Raw genomic sequence first — 17,906 nt, forward strand, 5'->3', positions numbered from 1 at the left:
TGGACACGGACCGCTGGTCGTACTGCCAGCTCAGGCACCGGTCGTCATACGGCTGGGCGGCCTCGGGGCGAAAGGTGACCGGCCTGGACTCGGCCTTGCGGCGACGCTTAGAGCCTTCCCTGCCGAGGTTCCCGGCCCGGATGTTGGCCTTGAGCGTGGTGTACGAGTCGCGCACCTTCTTGATGACGTGTTGCGCGGCCTGCGCTCCCAGCCCCCGCGCTTTGAGTTCGGCATAGGTGTGCTTGCGCAGCTCGTACTCACGCGGCACGCCGTGCTCGAACGCCACCTCCGACACCCAGTTCGCGGCGTCACTGACCGTGCGCAGGGTGCGCTCAAGCACGGATGCCTGCACGGCATCCGGCATGAGTTTGACCTGCGTCACAACATCGAGAACCAGAGACGTCCCGGCTAAGGTCAACAGCGCAGACCCGTGCACCCGCGCGGGTCAGAGCAGCGTCAAGAAGCGCTTCCTCCCGGGCGTGAACGCCCGGGGTTCCGCACTAGATCATGCTGAACTTCGACCTGCTGCCCAGGATCAAGCGGATCAACAAGGTGAGGCTGTACCGGCCGGTGGCCGGCGAACCGGACGCCTACCCGCAGCTGGCCCCGGCACTGACCCGCCCGATCCGCTGGGAACTCATCGCCCAGCAGTACGACCGGATGATCAAGTACGCCACCGCGATCCGGACCCACACCGCGTCCACCGAGGCGATCCTGCGGCGCTTCACCCGCAACGCCTCCCATCCCACCTACGCGGCGATGCTGGAGGTCGGCCGTGCCCAGAAGACCATCTTCGTGGCCCGCTACCTGCGGCTGCGGGACCTCCAGCGGGAGATCGAGGAGGACCTGAACGTGATGGAGTCCTCCAACGGCGCGAACTCCGTGTTCGCCTACGCCAGGGGCGGGGAGATCGCCTCGAACCGGCGCGACGAGCAGGAGATGTTCGTGCTGTGCCTGCGGATTCTGCAATCGGCCCTGGTCTACGTGAACACCCTGGTGCGAGGCTCTGCGGAACCACACGAGCCCTGTGACTTGCACGTTCAGAACACGCCGTCAGAACAGGCACTCAGGAACTGGACCCGCTCCATACAGCTGACTCGTAGTCGAAGCCGGGGGAGACTTCCACGTCCAGGCTTCTGGATGCGCTCTTGGGCAGGTCGAACGCGTAGGTGCCGACGGACTTCTTACCGGGCAGCAGGGTGCCGGTCAGTCCGTTGATGCCTTTGGCGCTGTCGAAGATCGACTCAGCGGAGCGTCCGCTGGCGTCCTTGGCCTGAATGAAGAGGAGACCAAGGTCGGCCCTGGTGTCGGTTCCGTTGGTCACGGTGACGTCAACGGCCACGGCTTTGTCGCCGGGTGTGTAGCCGGCAGCACTATCGGAAGGGGTGAACGCACGGGGTGCGGAAACTTGCACCTGGAGGCCGTCCTGGTAGCGCTGCGTGGCGTTGAACTGGAGTGCCCCGCGGTTGGGTGTCGCAGTCCCCGGCGAGGTGGCCGTGCTCGGGGCTGGGGTGGTGGGAGCAGCGGTCTTGGTCGGGCCGATCTCCTTGGAGACGTCGTTGAAGACGTTCGCGACGATCACAATGCCGACGATCGACATCACGATGGCGAGGCCGCCGAGGATGGCGCCTGTGATCGACATGCGTCGGTTGGTGGCGTAGCCCTGTTTGGCGCGGCGGGCGCCGACGATCCCGAGGGTCAGGGCCACGATGCCCAAGATGCCCGCCATCCAGAACAGGAGCGGGATCATCCCGGAGATGAGACCGATGATGCCGAGGATCAAGGCTGCGATTCCCAGGCCGTTCCGCGGCGCCGTCGAAGCCGGCGTCCCCCGGCCTGAGGGATCCGGGGTGCTCCAACCTGGGGCACCCGGCGGAGGAGGAGACGGGGGAGGCGGCCTTCCGCTGCTCTGACGCGGGGGCCACTTCGGCTGCTTCGGATCTGACATCGTGGATCACCCCTCACCACCATGATGCGGCTATAGCGGGAGAAAGCGCACGTTAAAGGTGCGTCAGGGCAGGGGTCCGGCCCGGTCTGTTCTGTACGCACCGGACTACGAGGGGGCGCCACAGGGCGCGTCGCTGCTCGATGTGGACCGCGACGAGCCCACATGGTCACGTCGGCCGGCTTCAACGCGCTCCTCAAGGTCCTCGCGGAGCCGCCGGAGCAAAATGATCGGCCAGCTTTACCACTGCCTCCAGAAGCGTGAACTCTTCGACGAGGAGTCCGCGTTTCCTGCGGCACCGCCCGGACTCACCGTCACCGAGGCGGCTTGACCGGCAGCAACTCCCTCATACCTTCCGGCAGCTTGCACCGTCGGTCACCCTCGCGGGTGACGATGAGCATCGTGACCCACTCGACCAGGGCATGAGGCAGGTCGAGTGCGGCAGGATAGGCAACCAACAAAGCTCCTGCGCCGATGAGTTGAGACGTTCCGGAGGCCATTGGGCAACTAGCGGAACCTGCCAACGCTGTGCTGGCCGTACGGGCGCGCTCACTTCTTACCGGTAGTTCGTTAAATCCGGCGGTGGTGTGGGTTGACGACGGGTCGGGTTGGTCGTAGGCCGGTGATAGGGGCCAACTGCCGGGGCCACCTGGTACCTGGCCACCAACCTGCCCCACCCCGACGCACCCCACGCCGCCACCGGCCCGCACCCGCCCGCCGACCTGGCCGAGATTGTGCGACTCTACGGCCTGCGGCCGTGGATCGAGCAGAGCTACAAGCAGATCAAGGACGAACTCGGCTGGGCCAACTTCCAAGTCCGCTCCGACCGCGCCATCCGCCGCCAGCAGATCCTCGTCAACTGCGGCTTCTCCTTCTGCTGGGACCAGTGGTTCACCCCACCCGGACCCCTGGACGCCAGCGCGCCGGACCCGTGCCCTGAAGAGGGGCCAGAGAGGGGGACCAACCGGACACCACCAGCCCCAAGAGCCCTGCTGGCCCAAGGCCTTACGAGCCATCCGTTCCTGGCTCACCCCCGCCGTCGCCCTCAACCGGTGGTGGCAAGCCTGGACGGACAAGCACCCACCCTCCGAGCTCCAGGCCCTGATCGACGCGGTCACCACCGGACACGGCATTGACCTCTACCACCGGATTTAACGAACTACCGGTAGCGGGCCCCCGGCGGAGGTCAGGGGCCCCGCCTCGCGCTCAGCTCCTGCGCCGTGTCATGGCGATCCAGCACAATGCGGCACTCGCCGCCTGCACCAGGATCACCACCGTCATCTCCACGGTGCTGCCACCCACTACGGTGACCCCGGCTTCGAGCGCTGCCGCGTACCCGGCGACATACCCGCTGGCCAGGGCGGGGACGAACCCACGCGACTTCTTCGGTCCCTCGCCATCTGAGGGCATCAATGCGATAGTGGCCATAGCCTCATTCCTCCTGCTGATAGGGGTTTGTGGTTCGCCGCCGCCTCCAGTGCTTCTTTGGACGGACTCACTGAGGCGGCGGAGCTGTGTCGAGGCCGGGGTGGCCTCCGCGGTCTAGCCGTACAACCCTGGGGTGGAGCTCACGGCCCTTCCCGTTCGTCGGTCAGGAGATCCTCGAAGGCGCACTCAAGGCGCGTCACCCGTTCCTCCAGCGTCAGTTCCTGCCGTCGGATCATGGCGTACGCCCTCGCGGCATCCCTGCGGCGGGATTCCCTGGTGTAGTCGCGGCGATACTTGCCGCCCACCGCCCAACTCAGGGGATGTGCCGGGGCACCGTCGGCGTTCTCAGGGTTGTCCCGTCCGTCCTCCGGCAGCTCCCCGGTACGACGAACAGCGTCACGCTCCTGTTCCTCCCGGGCCAGAATCGCTTCAACGGCCTGCGCTCCCCGGGCTCGAAGCGCGTCACGACCCTGTTCCTCCTGGGCCCGATCCAGGTCAGCAGCCTGCGTCTCGCGGGTCAGAAGCGCTTCAACGGCCTGCGCACCCCGAGCTCGAAGCGCGTCACGATCCGCCTCCCGGAATCGTCTGGCGACCTCTAGCAGCGACATGAACTCGTTGGTCTGGCGAGAGTCGTGCTCCCCCGCGCAGTTGCGCGTCGCAGGGAGGTAGTGGAAGTTCTGCTGACTCCCCTTGCTGCTGTAGATGCCAGGCGAGCCGGAGAGGGCCGCCGTCGCGTTGTTCAAGTCGGTCAGTAGCGGCTGCCGTTCCACGATCTCGGTGGCCTGTTTCCAAGCGCCGTCCAACTCGTCGTACGCGGCCGAGAATTCGGCAAGGTCATCGGGCACGTAGGCGGGAAGCTTGCGGGGGTCTATGTCGGCCGACTCCCTCCACCGGGCGACTACGGTGCCCCAGCGCTTCTGGGCGGCGGACTTCGACACGCCACCGAGGATCTCTCCAATGACCTCCCAGGACGTGCCCTTCGCCCTTTCGGCGATGACGGCCTTCTCCATTACGAGCTGCGCTTGATCGGCGAGTTGGGCTGCCTGTGTGAGGAGTTCACCCGGGGGGCGCTGTGCGGCCCCGGGACGCGGACGAGTGTCTGCCTCCTCTGGGGAGGCCGGCGTGTAAGGCATGCCGAGAGCATGACTTACAGGATACGAGTCGTCAACTTTCGCTCTACCTATGGTTTCCCGTAGGGCGGTGCGGTGAAGTTTCGGCTGAATGGCTAGGCCGACCGGAAAGGCCAACCAGTAGGCCGAGGCTGCACAGACGAAAGCCCCCCGAGCCGCAGCCCGGGGGGTCTCCTCCTCCGCAGGATCAGCCGAGCATCAGCCCGTCCTCCCTGGTTCCACGGAGTACCACCGTCGAGGCAGCGGCCTGCACCAGCTGTGCGATCACCGGCACCCGTTTTCCTCCAGCGGAGGCCGGCAGCATCATCGCCCGCCGGTAGCGCACCGAACTCGTGCTGCCCCGGCGCACGATCTGCCGCAGCTTCTGCCCCTCGTGGTCGATCAGTCTGCGCACACGGACGGGCTCGGCCACCGCGCCTCCAGCGGTCGGATCGGATGTCACCGCACATTCAACCGCCACGACCGCCGACCCGGCGAACCTATGCGGTCACAGCACAAGCCGCCCTCGTGGAAGGCGGGAAGCTCGTGATCCAGGCGGGCAGAGATGTATCGACGCAAGCGGACGATCCCCGCAACGGTTTCAAGAGCCGCTTCCCCAAGATCGACCTCATGGTCGTCGTCGATTACAGCAAGTTCCCTGTGTGGCTGTGGGTCTGTGGAATGACTACGTCCGCCAACCCGAGCGTGATCTGCGGCGCGACTGCGAGTGGGGCACGGCCCGGACGGCCTGCAGCCTGTCTATCGCGGAGGGCAGTTGTTCCTGTAGCTGTGCGGCATGGGCTCAGGCTCCTTGTGGGGCCGGGCCTCTTTGGTGCTCAGGCATTGGTCAGGTGGTTGGCCTTGGTGTGGTGGCGATCCTTCGGTAGTGCCGTCTTCGCAGTCAGTCCGCGGGACTGCCACGCATTATCGCGGAGCTTGAACAGTGCCCAGTAGCGGGTGGGGCACAGGAGCACGATGTTCATGAACACGGCCGTCGGGGTTCCGACGAGCCACGAGCGCCACCGCTGGCGTGTGGTCATGTCTGGCCGCATGAGGACGTACAGACCTGACTGGCCGTACCGGACCACGAGGTATACCCCGAGGTAGATGAGGGCTACGCCGGGATGGTGGTATCGGCCGCCCAGGGTCATCAGCGTCATCACGAGAGTCCAGGCCAGCATCACGGGGGTGATGACGAGCTGGAGCAGGCCGAAGGTCGGCGATATGAGCTGTTTGAGGGACAGCCGCGCGTAGACGAACGGCAGCATCCACCACCACGACCGGGCCCAGCGCAGGCGCTGACGGTAGGTCTTCTTCAGTGTGGTCGGCATGTCTGTGATCACGCCGGCTTCGTTGACGGCCACGACCTCCCCGCGCATGAGGGCCCGCAGCGCCAGCCAGCGATCGTCGCCGGTGCCGCATTCCACCTCGTAGGCGTCCAAGTGGTCGTAGAGCAGCTCGGCCCGGTAGAGAGCCAGTGCGCCCGAGGTGGTCTCCAGCGCCCCGAGCATGGAGCGCGAGGAGCGCATCATCACGCACGAGGTGCCGATGTCGATGTCGGCGGCCCTGGAGACCCAGGTCTCCTCGAAGTTGCGGATGTAGATCATGCCGGTGGTGGCCTGGATCTTCGGATTGCTCATGGCCCGCAGCTGCTGCTCGAGCGCGTCCGGGAAGGGCTCGCCGTCCGAGTCGATGGTGAGGACGAAGTCGAAGGACTTGCCCTGCGACTGGAGATGGCGCAGTACCGTGACCTGCGCTCCGCGTTTGCCTTTGTTCTCCTGCCGGTGCCAGTGGACCCGGGGGTGCTCGAAGGGCTGAACGGGGTGCTGTGTGGAGCCGTCGTCGATCACGTGGATCTCGTCGACTGGGTGGGTCTGGGCCAAAAGTGACCACACCGTGCGGTGCAGGTTGTCCGTGGGCTCCTCGAAGGCGGGGATGATGGCCACCGTCCGGCCGGCAGCCACGGGCAGATGCGTGAAGGACCTGCCCTTCAGGAACGAGACGAGGCAGAGCACGATCACCAACATGCCGAGCCACCAGTAGGACGTCAGGATCGGGCTCTTCGACTGAAGGTGCACCACCACGGTGGCAGCGGCCAGAGCCGCCACCACCACGCCGGTCACCACGGTCAAGCGGAGCCGTGATGAAGTGCTCAAGCGGTCACCCGCTTGCCGCGGGTGGACACGCGGAAGACCGCTACGCCACTGATCACGAAGAGCATGGCGCCCAGTACGATCCACCCCAGAGCTGTGCCGCCCGTTGCGGCCAGCGCGGCTCCCCCGGTGGCCGTACCGATCGCGGCACCCACACCATTCTGTCCGTACATGTTGTCCTCTCTCTCGGGTGTCAGAGACACCCGGCGTTACCGCGGGCAGGTAGGCACCGCGCATGTTCAGCACGCAGGCCGCCTCTTCGGCGCACTCCGCGACGCTGCATGGTTCCGTGGACGTCAGCCGCCGCACGGACTCCTCTTTTCGGCCTGGGGCGTACACCAGCCGATGTCCCGGCGCATGCAGTGACTGCCTGCAGGGCAGCCCGACGGTCTGCCGGCCTTGCATGCGGCGGCCCGGCTGCCGCCCCTTGTGGGTTCTAAAGCCGCTCGACGTGCCGAGCTGCCGGCATGACGCCTCGGGTGTCGAGGACGTAGGCGGCCTCGGTAGCGACCTGGGTGAGATCGAACTCGGCGTGCGGGGTGAGCAGGACGACCGCATCGAAATCAGCGACGCTCGCGTCCTGCTCCGCAGCGGCGAAGGGAATGTCTCTTGATCCGCCGTCCGACAGATGGGGATCCACGACAGTCACGTCCGCACCCATGTCGCGCAGGCGGTCGATGACTTGGACGGCCGGCGACTGACGGGCGTCCGCAGTCCCCGGCTTGTAGGCGGCGCCCAGGGCGAGGATGCGGGCACCGTGGACGCTTCGGCGGAAGCGGCGGCTGAGTGCATCCTGCAGACGGCGTACCACGTAGTCGGGCTGGCTGTCGTTGATGTCCTGCGCCAGCTCGATGAGCCGGAAGGTCTGCCCGTGCTGCGTCTTGACGTGATGGCTGAGGTAGACAGGGTCGATGGGCAGGCAGTGCCCGCCAACGCCCGGCCCCGGCAGGAACTTGGTGAATCCGAAGGGCTTGGTCGCGGCCAGTTCGAGGGTGTGCCATACGTCCACGCCCAGCGTGTGCGCCATCCGGGAAAGCTCATTGACCAGCGCGATGTTGACGTGCCGATAGGTGTTCTCGAACACCTTGGCCAGCTCGGCCTCCTCCAGCCCTGAGGCCGGAACGGTGGCATCGGTGACGGTGTCGTAGAAGGCTTTCACCTTGCTCAGGCACGCCTCGGTGAGCCCGGCGACGATCTTGGGCGTGTTCTCCAGCCGCCAGGCGGTGTTGCCGGGATCGATGCGCTCGGGGCTGAAGCCGACGTGGAAGTCCCGTCCCGCTATCAGCCCTGACCCCTTCTCCAGCAGGGGTATGAGCACGTCGCGGGTGGTTCCGGGGTGTGTGGTGGACTCCAGCACCACGGTCGCGCCGGGCTCCAGCCGCACGGCCAGCTCACCCGCGGCCTCGCGTACACAACTCAGGTCCGGCGTACGGTCGGTGAGCGGTGTGGGCACGGTGATGACGGCGACGTCGAAGCCCTTGAGGTTCTCCGGGTCGTCGGTTGGCCTGTACGCCCCCGAGTGCAGCACGTCCTGCAGGCGCGTGGATTCGATGTCCTCGATGTAGGAGGATCCCGCGGCCAGTTGGGCGCAACGCTGCCTGTTGGGCTCGTATCCGGTCACGGTGTGACCGGCCTCGGCGGCCCGTAAGGACAGGGGCAGGCCGACATAGCCCTGCCCGAGAACACAGATGTGCATGATGGTTTTCCTCGGTTTCAGTCGGCCCGCGTGCGTGCGCGGGCCGGAGAACGGCGCCCCTGATTGCGATCACCTGGTCCTGAAACAGGCGTCCGCGGCGTCGGGTGGTGCGGGTCGTACTGTGCGGGAGGGCCTTTGCTGCAACCCCCCGTCGGGTTGCTGTGGCGTCCCAGTTGACTCATTGCCGGGTCAATGACGGGCCCCCCGGCCTGTGTCTGAGTGCGCGTCAGACATAATAACGATCTTCACGATTCCCCCTCATTCGTGAAACTCCAGCGTCCAACAAGCCACCCGGAAGCGGAAGCCCCTTTGCTGATTCGAAACATTTGAATCACATGCGCCACCTGCACCCGCCGTCGGCGGCGACGGCAAGCATGGCGTTGTACAGGGAGTTTGCGATGCATCGACTCCGGCTGAGCGGTGCGGACCACTCCGTCCGCAGCCTGCATGAAGAGCAAACCCTCGACCGGGATGGCTCTGCCGAGGTGCGGGGGAGTCTTCACGACTTCCCCTCACTGCACATGATAAAGGATTCAACAACACGTCAGGAACCGGAAGGCCTGTTGCTGTTTTGCGACATGAAGAGTGGTTGCGTTTGGAAAAACTGCGCGCTCCTGCGTGCGCCCCTTGTACCACCCCTTCGATAGAGGCTGCTCGACTGCGGTGCGGAGCGCATCAGGTGCGCTCCGCACGGCGGGTGGTGCGCACGCGGGTGCGCGCACCGAACCGCACTCGGTGCGAGGCGTGCAGCGAGGATTTGGTTCCAAGGCGGCGGCTAGCACCTGTTCCACGGTGTCCGCGACGTTCTCGCGGTCCTCGGTGAGGATCTGCGCGGTGAAGCGGATGACTGAGCGGGCGATGGCCTCCGCTGCGTCTGCGCCGCCCTGCGCGCGCCAGACGCGCAGGGTGTCCAGGACGACGGGTCCGAGCTCTTCCAGGGCGGGCGAGTTCGTGCAGGGCACACTGTTCACCCACACCCCGGACTGGAGTGCGTCCCTCGCCAGCTCAAAGACGATCGCCAAACGTGATGGGGGAAGGGGCGCACTGATGCCCGGTGCGCCCCTTCCCCCAAGTCCGGGTGTTGCCCACGTCCTGTGCGCGCAGCTGGTTGGGTCGCTGGCCTGTCCGCGGGTACGCGACCGGTCAGGCTCGGGGCCGGTACCTGTGCCGGCAAGGGAACCCTGGCACCTCCAGCAGGAACCGGCCTCGGGTCGCAGCGCTGGGCCGCTTTAATGAAGGGCCGCTGCGATCTGTGGAGTTCGGCTCCCGACTGTCCCAAGGGGGCTTCGTGGAACAGGAGATGACCGGGTCCGAATGGCCTGATGGCAAGTCAGGCCGTGATCGGGGTCGGCAGGGGAAGGACACGCCGGTCAGTTCCTCGGATACGGTCCTCAGGCGGCGGGCGCTGGCCGGGTCACTGGCCGCGGGCGAGCGGCCGACCAGGGTCGGGGCACCGCGCCACTCGGCGACGCACTGACGCCCATGCACACCCGCGCTCGCCACTATCACCACGGGGACCTTCGTGCCGCCCTGCTGGCCCGTGCCGAGGGGACGCTCCGGGAGAAGGGGCCGGCCGCTCTGCCGCTGCGGGAACTCGCCCGTGACCTCGGTGTCAGTCATGCCGCGCCGAGCCGGCACTTCAAGGACAAGCAGGCGCTGCTGGACGCGCTGGCGCTGACCGGCGTCGAGCGGCTGTGAGCGGTCCTCGAAGGGCGGGCCTCGAAGAAGCTGGACTGGTCGCGGACGGTGATCGACCTCCTATGTGTGGGCGGCTCGGCGCAGCCCAAAAGCGGGCCCAGCCCGGTCGACCGCGCACGGCCGGGCAGCAAGCACCATGTCCTCACCGACGGGCAGGGCATCCCACTCGCGGTGTCGCTGACCGGCGGGGACCGCAACGACGTCACGCAGTTGCTGCCGCTGCTGGATAAGGTTCCGGCCGTGGCCGGCGCCGTCGGACGACCCCGGCGACGGCCCGACGCGCTCCTCGCCGACCGTGGCTACGACCACGACAAGTACCGCCGTCTGCTCCGGGCCCGTGGGATCCGTCCGGTCATCGCCGAACGGGGAGAAGAACACGGCAGCGGCCTGGGCATCTTCCGGTATGTGGTCGAGCGCTCGATCGCCTGGCTGCACGGCTTCCGCCGCCTGCGGAGCCGCGGGGACCGACGCGACGACATCCACGCACCTTCCTCGGCCTCGCCACCTGCCTGCTCCCCCACCGACACGTCCAACGCCTTTGTTAGGACCTCTCAGGGCGGGCGATCGCCCCTGGGGAGGGCCTGCTCGGCTTCATCCGCGGGAACGGACATCGCACTTCGACGGGGTCCAGGAGGTGTCCAGCCGCCGGAACCGGCTCGGAAGATTCACGGGTTCCGACACGGGCCTTCCTGGCGGGCCGAGCGCGGCGGTGGTCAACGCCAGTCGTCGATCACATACGCGTCGGGGCGGCTGTACCCGGGTTCGTTGGGCCTGTGCATGGTCACGCCCTGCAACCAGGTGCGGAAACCGCGGTCGATCATGCGCCGGTAGGCATCCGGGCGACCCAGGTTCATGCCGGCGTCCAGTTGCCCCAGCCCGCGCTCGGCGGCCAGCCGCTCGCATGCGTCGAGCAGTCGCTCGAACCGATCGGCGGCCTCCGGACCAGGACGTACGGCGCCGAACTTGACGGAGCACACGTCCAGGCCAGCCTCCGACCCGGGCCCGCAGTGGCAGACGGCCAGGCCGTCGAGCTCGGAGCCGGCGCCATGGAGCAGGATGGTCTCACCGAGTCCCTGCGCGTGCGCGGCCACGATCTCGCGTTCCAGGCTCAGGCCCTCGTACACGGCTGCGGTCAGTGCGCGACACAGGCTCAGCGCGTCGGGCCGCTCGGCGGCGGGCAGTTCGCCATAGAGCACCCGGCCGGGGACTGCGGCACCGTCTGTGACCTGCTTCTTCATGATGGCTGTGAGGAATCGAGGCCAAAAACCGTACCGGCGGTACAGCTCAAGATGCTTGGGACTGTGCGCGAAGGTGAACAGGCCGAGGTGGCGATTGCCCCAGGCGTCGAAGCAGTCGATGACCGGCTCCATCAGACGCCTGCCGATGCCCTGGTCCCACAGATCCGGACGTACGGTGAGCGGTCCGAAAAACCCGACGCTGCCCCAGTTGGCGGCGAAGTTCGATCCCACTACCTCGCCCTCGACCGTCGCCGCGAACGCCGCCTGTGGATCGGCCGCCCAGCGGGTGCGGACGTAGTCGACGGTCCCGAACGGATCAGGTGCCCCCAGGAAGGTACCGAAGGCGGCCCTGCAGATCTCATCGGCCCGTTCCAGGTCCGCCTCATCCAGCGGGCGGACTGATACCGGGGCCGCGCCACTCTTGCGCTCCGCTGCTGGTGCGACCATCACTCTCTCCTTTCACCCCACGTTCCATCGCACCACGGAGGTGCGCCGCAGGCGAGGTGAACGGGTCCGGCGAGACCCCCGAGGATCGAGGACCAAGCCGCTCTGCCTTGCCGTTCCGCGGGAACCGCAGCAGGTAGCCGGCGCCAGCGACCACCATGGCCGCCTGGGTCGTCCTCTCCGACTCCACACGATGTAGGCATCACACACGTGATGACCTAGAAGCGACCCGGGTCGGCTACGACGGATGCCGAGGCTCAGGAAAGCCAACCCGTGCCCGGGATGGGGAGTCAGCCGGCGGGTGCTGCCCGTTCCCGTGACCATCGACCTCGCCCCTGGGCGGGCGCCTCCCAGAGTGCTGAACAACCGCTGTCGTGATCCGGGTTCTGGCTCAACTTCTGTGGTTAGTGACAGTGCGCCACCGACTCCTCGAACGAAAGCATCTTTGTCCAGCCAGAGGCGCGAAGGCGTCGGAGGTCGCCACGGCTCCCGTTGCGCCCGACCGGGTAGGAGGGGACGGCCGGCCCAGTGTCCTTGCGGCTGTCCACCCGGTTTCCGGTTACGTTCGCGGGGCCAGAAGCCAGAGGAGGCTGTGATGACTGATCATCCGAACGTTGCTCTGTTTCATCGGACCTTTGCCGCCTTCACGGCAGGCGACATGGAGGCGCTGGCGGAGCTGTTCCACCCCGATGTTGTGTGGCATAACCCCGGCCAGAGCCCGCTGGCCGGGGAGTTCCACGGTCGTGAGGCCGCGTTCGCTGCGTTTCAAAAGGAATTCCAGCTCTCAGGGGGCACGTACCGCCCACAACTCCATGACGTGCTCGCCAACGACAAGCACACGGTCGCCCTGCTCCACGCCACGGCCTCGCGTGATGGCAAGGAGCTCGACATGGATTACGTGATCGTCTTCCACATCCGAGACGGAAGGATCACCGAGGGCTGGGACCTCTGGTCTGATCAGCAGGCATACGACGAGTTCTGGTCGTAGCGACAGACACCCCGCACCGTGAGTGACGGTGGACTCCCTGCGGCGTCTCGGGAAGTTGCCTCAAAACGAGCAGTGGCAGGAGTGACTGGGCCGACAGTTCGGGACTGTGGATGAGATCTTGCTCCGGCTGGAGGAGTTGTTGTTCCCGTCGATCGCGGAGGTCGCGGTGCTGTCGGTCGACGTGAACAACGCGATAGTGCGTGTTGATGTGCAGTGCACCGCTGTCGGCGCCTCGTGTCCGGGTTGCGGAGCGTGGTCCGCCCTGGTTCACGGCTCCTATCTGCGGTTTCCCGCAGATGTTCCGAGTGCGGGACGAAGCGTCGTACTCCAGCTGCGGGTCCGCCGGTTCACCTGCCGGACCGCCGAGTGCGGACGCCGCACGTTCGTCGAGCAGATATCCGGCCTGACTCGAAGGCACGGCCAGCAGACCGAGCGGCTCCGCTCGACCCTGGCCGCGATCGGTCTCGCCCTCGCAGGCCGGGCCGGATCTCGCCTGGCCGGAATTGTCGGTGCGCCGGTCAGCCGCAGCACGGTTCTGCGGCTGGTCGACGCACTTCCCGAGCCAAAGGTGTCGGCTCCACGGGTGGTCGGCGTCGACGAGTACGCCACCCGCAAGGGCCGCCACTACGGAACCGTCCTCGTGGACGTCGAAACCCGCCGGCCCATCGACCTGCTGCCCGACCGGGAGTCGTCGACCCTGGCCGCGTGGCTGGCACAGCGGCCCGGAATCGAGGTCGTCTGCCGGGATCGCGCGCCGTTCTTCGCCGAGGGCGCCACCGTCGGCGCCCCGCAGGCCGTGCAGGTCGCGGACCGGTGGCACCTCTGGCACAACCTCAGCGAGGCCGCCGAGCGGAGCATCGCCCAGCACCGCCGATGTCTGCGCGTCCTGGTCCCCGAGACACCTGAAACGACCGGGACGGAGCCGGGCCCCACAGAGGAGTCGTCCGGCTCGCCATGGCCGACCGGTCACCGGTTCGCCGACCGAACCCGGACCACGCACGCGACGATCCATGCCCTGGTCGAGGCAGGGCACAGCCGTCGCGCGATCCAGCGGCAGTGCTGAAGAAAGTCCGGGCCAACTGCCCCGAGATCGACGCACTCATTGGACACGTCCGGTCCTTCGCGACCATGGTCACCGAGCGCCAGGGCGAGCGGCTGCCCGAGTGGCTCGACGCCGTCCGCCAGGACGACCTCCCCAGCCTCCACACGCTCGCCGCAGGCATTGATCGCGACCGTGATGCCGTCATTGCCGGCCTCACCCTTCCCTGGAACTCGGGCGTCGTCGAAGGCCATGTCAACCGCATCAAGATGCTCAGGCGCCAGATGTTCGGCCGTGCAGGCTTCCAACTCCTCCGCAAACGCGTCCTACTGTCGTGACGCAGAGTCGCGACTCCACACAAGCTGAGCCAGAACCGTGATCCGTGAACAAAACCACCTGCTCGATGCGTCAGAGCGCATGCGAAGCAGTCGGCCCCGCGCGGCCCTCACATCCGGGATCTCAGCACGTCGATCTCACAGCCCGGCGCGAAGGGGTCGAAGCCGTGCTCGATCAGCCAGCGAACCGCCAGCAGGCTTCGCAACGACCACCACGCGTGGATCACGTCCAGGTCGATGTCGGTGCCATACCCGGCGATGACGTCGTCGAGGTGCTCCTCGTGTCCGAGCGTGAAGGTGGCGAGGTCGTACAGGGCATCACCCTGGCCCGCCTCGGACCAGTCGATGATGCCTGTGACCTCGTCGCCGTCGACGAAGACGTGCGCGATCTGCAGGTCGCCGTGCGTGAACGCCGGAGTCCACGGCCGGAGCGCGGCCTCGGCGACCTGGCGGTTGCGGGTGACCACGTCGGCGGGCAGGACGCAGTTCGTCACGAGCAACTCGCACTCGTCGTCGAGTTCCGCCGCCAGCGCGACGACGCTCCGCCCGGCCCGGCCCGGCAGGGGCGGCAGGGGCGCTTCGTGCAGCTTCCGGATGGCGGCACCCGCCGCGGCCCACGCCGCCGGCGATCCGGTCGACGGCCCGCCGAGGCGTCCAAGCGTCGTCCCCGGGAGTGCGGCGATCGCGAGCACGGGCGGCTTGCGCCACAGGACCTCCGGGGTCGGGACCGGCGCGAGGGACATCGCCTCGACCTCGACGTCGATGCGCGATTGATCGGCGTCCACCTTCAAGAACACGTCGCCGACGCGCAGAGTCGCGCGCTCGGAATGGGCGACGACGACTTTGACCTCATCCATGGGCGACCAGTGTTCCCGGGATGATCGCCGACGTCACCGGGTTTATCGCTGCGATTACGCGGCTGACCGCGTCCCGCTACCCGGTGGCCTCGTGCACGGCACCGACCTCTGGCCAGGTCAGGCTCACCAATTTTGTCAGGAGTTCCAAGTGTCGCCGCCCGGCTCCGACGTGGTCTCTCAGCCATGAAACCTCGATATGGTCAGGTGACCGGTGGACTGTCCGGGCAGGCCGGACGGTCCTACCTCCGGAGACAGGTTGTCGATGCGTCTGCATCCAGGCGAGACCGAGACCGTTGGCTGGCGGGTGGTGACCATGCGCGACGCCGTCCGGCAGCTGCGCGACGCATCACCCGACGTCATCGGACGTCCGCAGGTGATTGCGATCGACGGCCGGGGCGGCGCCGGCAAGACGACCCTGGCCGAGCGGCTACGCAAGGTGGTGCCCAACTCCGCCATCATGCACACCGACGACATCGCCTGGAACCACGCGTACTTCGACTGGGGCGCCGTGCTCGTCGAGAACATCCTGCAACCCCTGCGCCAGGGTGAGGCGGTGGACTTCCGCCCTGATGCCTGGATCACCCACGACCGGCCCGGATCGATCACCATCCCTGTTGGTGCCGACGTCATCTGGGTCGAGGGCACCGGCATCATCCGCGAGGAGCTTGCCCCGTGGTTGGACGCCTCGGTGTGGATGCAGGGTGACCTCGATGAGCAACAGCGTTTGTTGGCCCTGCGCGACGGTGATTCCCCCGAGCAGCTGGAGCACGTGGCGAACTGGCTGCTGGAGGAAGTGCCGTTCCTGTTGCGAGAACAGCCGTGGGCCAGAGCCACCATGATCGCCGCCGGCCCTGCGCAGATCGACCACGACCCGAACAGGGAGTTGGTCATCGCCCCCCCCGACCAGCCTTTAGCCGGCCGACGATGGCCGGCCGGGGGCTCCGTCCAGCACCTCGTGTACCAGCCGGACGGGAACTTCCTCGCCGTCGTCGCTCGCCTCGATCGACGACGGGCTCGAAGCGCGCGTGGACCTGTGGAACGTGAAGGTCCGCCGACGGTAGACACAGGAGCGGGCGGGTGACCAGCCCGGGTAGCGGTCCCACCAATGGTCGTCCCAGCCCGGGGTGTACTCGTTGCCGCTTGGCGAGTCGGGGAGCTGGGCGACTGAGCCGATCGGTTGCCAAGACGAGCCGTATTGGGCACTATCCACGTCATGACTACACGAAAGGGCAGCCAGCCCTCCGGCTGTTGACCGGCTCGTGGTGGGTGCGCCACGGCGATGTCGTCGGCAAGAGTCCCACCCTTTTCGGCCATGCACGGACCCTCCGTGGTCGCTACGGTCCCGGTCCGTGGCCCGGGTTTGGCGATCCGCTTCCCAATGCACGCCCGGCCAGCACTGGCCTCGTCTTCGTCGGCGGCGGTGAAGACGCTCTGGTACGACGTACTCCACACGGCGACGGTGTTGTTCCTCCCACCGGCGTCGAACTCGCCAACCACCTCGAACATCTGCTGCCGGCGGTGGCGCCCGCCCTCGGCGGCGACGAGTTCAGGAGCTTCCACGACCTCCTCGCTACCTGCTCGCCGATCGAGGTCGCTGACGAGCTCAGCGCCGAGGTCCGCCGCCGCGGTCTGCCGTCCGACGGCCTGCGCCGACTGGGCCGGCAGTTGGCAGAGCACGGTACCCACCGAGCTCCGGTCAAGATCGGCCTGGTGCTCCTGGGCCTGGGCGGGGACATCCGCGACCGAGAACTGCTGCTCCTGCTCGGCACCCTGGATGAGCTCACCCTCTACGCAGCCGTCGCACTCCACCGCTCCCAGCCCGACGGAGACCTGGCCGTCCATGCCCTCGCCCAACAGGTCGCGGGCTGGGGACGCATCCAGGCGGTCCGAACGCTGCGCGACACCACCGATCCCGGTATCAGGGCCTGGCTGCTGCGCGAGGGCTTCCGCAACACCATCATGGACGAGTACCTCGCCCACCTCGCCGCGACCACCGGCGACCTGCACAGCGCACTGTCCCACCCCCACGTCGACACTCCGCTCCTGAACGGCGCCGGAGGCATCCTGGCCGCCATGGCCGACGGCCAGGGCGGTCCCGCACCCGGCCTGGCCGACTACGCGCACGCCGTACCCGCGCTGCACCGCTACGCCGACCTGGTCCAGGCCCCGACGCCCACCATCGCCATGCTTCTCGACCTGATCAGCATCACCATGTTCTTCCGCCATCCACCCCAGGAACTGCCCTGGACGCCCGCCGACATCGAGTACCTGACAGCACGCTACGAGGGCCTGCTCCACGAACCCCGATGGCATGCACTTGTCCTGGACCACCTCGCCGACCCCCGGCGCCCTGACTTCCACCTCGCTCTGCGACCTGCCGAAGTCCTGCACCTGAACTCGACGGCCCAACTCTTGGCACGTCTGGAAACCGGACCGTCCCTACTCGACCCGACCTGGGTCCATGCGCTGGGCAACAGCGACCGCCAGCACGCCGCACACATCCTCGACCTGGCCGAACGACGTCTTTCCACCACCCCCCGATCCGAACGCGACCACGCTCTACTGCTGTTCGCGCATCTCCTGCGACGCCATCCTGAACACGGCTGGCCCCTGCTGCGGTCCGCACTCACCAGTAGCACGCCCGAAGCGCGCCGCACCGCGTTGACCACCCTCGCCGGATGGCCTGCCGACACCCTCACACAGGAGGCCACCGACCACCTGCGCACCATCCAGACACCTCAGCCGGGCAAATCCCAGGAGACGCGCCCGTGACCGCAACCCCCGACCGCCTTGCGCCGTACGCCCAAACTGCCCGACCGCTACAGCGACCGGCAGGTCGCGGCGTCGACCCTCGACGCACTCGGACGCGTCGTCACTCTCCCTGTCCCGCCGGAGGCCACCTGCACCCGTCGAGCGCCCCCGGACCAACGCCTCCGCTACGACGCGCTGGCAGTGGTCGTGGGGGAAGCCCCCACG

At 67.4% G+C, this 17,906-nt stretch carries 13 protein-coding genes and 9 pseudogenes; 9 read left to right on the top strand and 13 right to left on the bottom strand.

Annotated elements, in window-relative coordinates; translation table 11 throughout:
- Nucleotides 1-364, bottom strand: a pseudogene (locus ACWBNA_RS44310) (RNA-guided endonuclease TnpB family protein); the annotation flags it as partial.
- Nucleotides 365-507: 143 nt separating this feature from the next.
- On the opposite strand from ACWBNA_RS44310, the pseudogene ACWBNA_RS44315 reads away from it, so the two are divergent.
- Nucleotides 508-984: pseudogene (locus ACWBNA_RS44315) on the top strand (Tn3 family transposase); the annotation flags it as partial.
- Between the two features lie 82 nt (nt 985-1,066).
- Here ACWBNA_RS44315 and ACWBNA_RS44320 read toward each other — a convergent pair.
- Together ACWBNA_RS44320 and ACWBNA_RS44325 are read right to left on the bottom strand one after the other, a co-directional pair.
- Nucleotides 1,067-1,783, bottom strand: a complete 717-nt coding sequence (locus tag ACWBNA_RS44320) for a DUF4190 domain-containing protein (protein WP_482710289.1) — start codon at nt 1,781-1,783, stop codon at nt 1,067-1,069.
- A 497-nt stretch (nt 1,784-2,280) separates the two neighbouring features.
- A pseudogene (locus tag ACWBNA_RS44325) lies at nt 2,281-2,403 on the bottom strand (IS5/IS1182 family transposase); the annotation flags it as partial.
- Between the two features lie 186 nt (nt 2,404-2,589).
- Here ACWBNA_RS44325 and ACWBNA_RS44330 point away from each other — a divergent pair.
- Nucleotides 2,590-3,081: pseudogene (locus tag ACWBNA_RS44330) on the top strand (IS701 family transposase); the annotation flags it as partial.
- Nucleotides 3,082-3,151: 70 nt separating this feature from the next.
- Here ACWBNA_RS44330 and ACWBNA_RS44335 read toward each other — a convergent pair.
- The 8 genes and pseudogenes from ACWBNA_RS44335 to ACWBNA_RS44370 form a co-directional block, all read right to left on the bottom strand.
- Nucleotides 3,152-3,373: a hypothetical protein gene (locus ACWBNA_RS44335; protein ID WP_482710290.1), complete on the bottom strand. Its 222-nt coding sequence runs from the start codon at nt 3,371-3,373 to the stop codon at nt 3,152-3,154.
- Between the two features lie 140 nt (nt 3,374-3,513).
- Nucleotides 3,514-4,383: a hypothetical protein gene (locus ACWBNA_RS44340; protein WP_482710291.1), complete on the bottom strand. Its 870-nt coding sequence runs from the start codon at nt 4,381-4,383 to the stop codon at nt 3,514-3,516.
- Between the two features lie 319 nt (nt 4,384-4,702).
- Nucleotides 4,703-4,915: pseudogene (locus ACWBNA_RS44345) on the bottom strand (IS630 family transposase); the annotation flags it as partial.
- A 403-nt stretch (nt 4,916-5,318) separates the two neighbouring features.
- Entirely contained in the window at nt 5,319-6,608 is a 1,290-nt protein-coding gene (locus tag ACWBNA_RS44350; RefSeq protein ID WP_482710316.1) for a glycosyltransferase family 2 protein, read from the bottom strand.
- Between the two features lie 26 nt (nt 6,609-6,634).
- Entirely contained in the window at nt 6,635-6,808 is a 174-nt protein-coding gene (locus ACWBNA_RS44355; RefSeq protein ID WP_482710292.1) for a hypothetical protein, read from the bottom strand.
- 263 nt (nt 6,809-7,071) lie between these two features.
- Nucleotides 7,072-8,331, bottom strand: a complete 1,260-nt coding sequence (locus tag ACWBNA_RS44360; protein ID WP_482710293.1) for a nucleotide sugar dehydrogenase — start codon at nt 8,329-8,331, stop codon at nt 7,072-7,074.
- A 533-nt stretch (nt 8,332-8,864) separates the two neighbouring features.
- Nucleotides 8,865-9,302 carry a hypothetical protein gene (locus ACWBNA_RS44365; protein WP_482710294.1) on the bottom strand — a complete coding sequence of 146 codons (438 nt, stop codon included), beginning with the start codon at nt 9,300-9,302 and terminating at the stop codon, nt 8,865-8,867.
- A gap of 382 nt (nt 9,303-9,684) precedes the next feature.
- Nucleotides 9,685-9,795 (bottom strand): annotated as a pseudogene (locus ACWBNA_RS44370) (oxidoreductase); the annotation flags it as partial.
- 18 nt (nt 9,796-9,813) lie between these two features.
- Here ACWBNA_RS44370 and ACWBNA_RS44375 point away from each other — a divergent pair.
- Together ACWBNA_RS44375 and ACWBNA_RS44380 are read left to right on the top strand one after the other, a co-directional pair.
- Nucleotides 9,814-10,026, top strand: a pseudogene (locus ACWBNA_RS44375) (TetR/AcrR family transcriptional regulator); the annotation flags it as partial.
- Between the two features lie 12 nt (nt 10,027-10,038).
- Nucleotides 10,039-10,574 (top strand): annotated as a pseudogene (locus tag ACWBNA_RS44380) (IS5 family transposase); the annotation flags it as partial.
- Between the two features lie 168 nt (nt 10,575-10,742).
- Here ACWBNA_RS44380 and ACWBNA_RS44385 read toward each other — a convergent pair.
- On the bottom strand, nt 10,743-11,714 hold the full coding sequence (locus ACWBNA_RS44385) for a GNAT family N-acetyltransferase (protein ID WP_482710295.1): 972 nt from the start codon (nt 11,712-11,714) through the stop codon (nt 10,743-10,745).
- A 592-nt stretch (nt 11,715-12,306) separates the two neighbouring features.
- On the opposite strand from ACWBNA_RS44385, the gene ACWBNA_RS44390 reads away from it, so the two are divergent.
- Both ACWBNA_RS44390 and ACWBNA_RS44395 read left to right on the top strand, forming a co-directional pair.
- Nucleotides 12,307-12,699, top strand: a complete 393-nt coding sequence (locus ACWBNA_RS44390) for a nuclear transport factor 2 family protein (protein ID WP_184599759.1) — start codon at nt 12,307-12,309, stop codon at nt 12,697-12,699.
- A 106-nt stretch (nt 12,700-12,805) separates the two neighbouring features.
- A pseudogene (locus ACWBNA_RS44395) lies at nt 12,806-14,076 on the top strand (ISL3 family transposase).
- A 107-nt stretch (nt 14,077-14,183) separates the two neighbouring features.
- Here ACWBNA_RS44395 and ACWBNA_RS44400 read toward each other — a convergent pair.
- Nucleotides 14,184-14,930 (bottom strand): phosphotransferase family protein, encoded by a 747-nt coding sequence (locus ACWBNA_RS44400; RefSeq protein WP_482710296.1) that lies wholly within the window; start codon nt 14,928-14,930, stop codon nt 14,184-14,186.
- Between the two features lie 256 nt (nt 14,931-15,186).
- Between ACWBNA_RS44400 and ACWBNA_RS44405 the strand changes: the two genes are divergently transcribed.
- The 3 genes from ACWBNA_RS44405 to ACWBNA_RS44415 form a co-directional block, all read left to right on the top strand.
- Entirely contained in the window at nt 15,187-16,011 is an 825-nt protein-coding gene (locus ACWBNA_RS44405) for a uridine kinase family protein (RefSeq protein ID WP_482710297.1), read from the top strand.
- A gap of 437 nt (nt 16,012-16,448) precedes the next feature.
- Entirely contained in the window at nt 16,449-17,702 is a 1,254-nt protein-coding gene (locus tag ACWBNA_RS44410; protein ID WP_482710298.1) for a hypothetical protein, read from the top strand.
- Nucleotides 17,703-17,720: 18 nt separating this feature from the next.
- The coding region (locus ACWBNA_RS44415) for a hypothetical protein (RefSeq protein WP_482710299.1) at nt 17,721-17,906 on the top strand (186 nt) is incomplete at its 3' end.

This window comes from Streptomyces sp. Q2 (assembly GCF_056820935.1).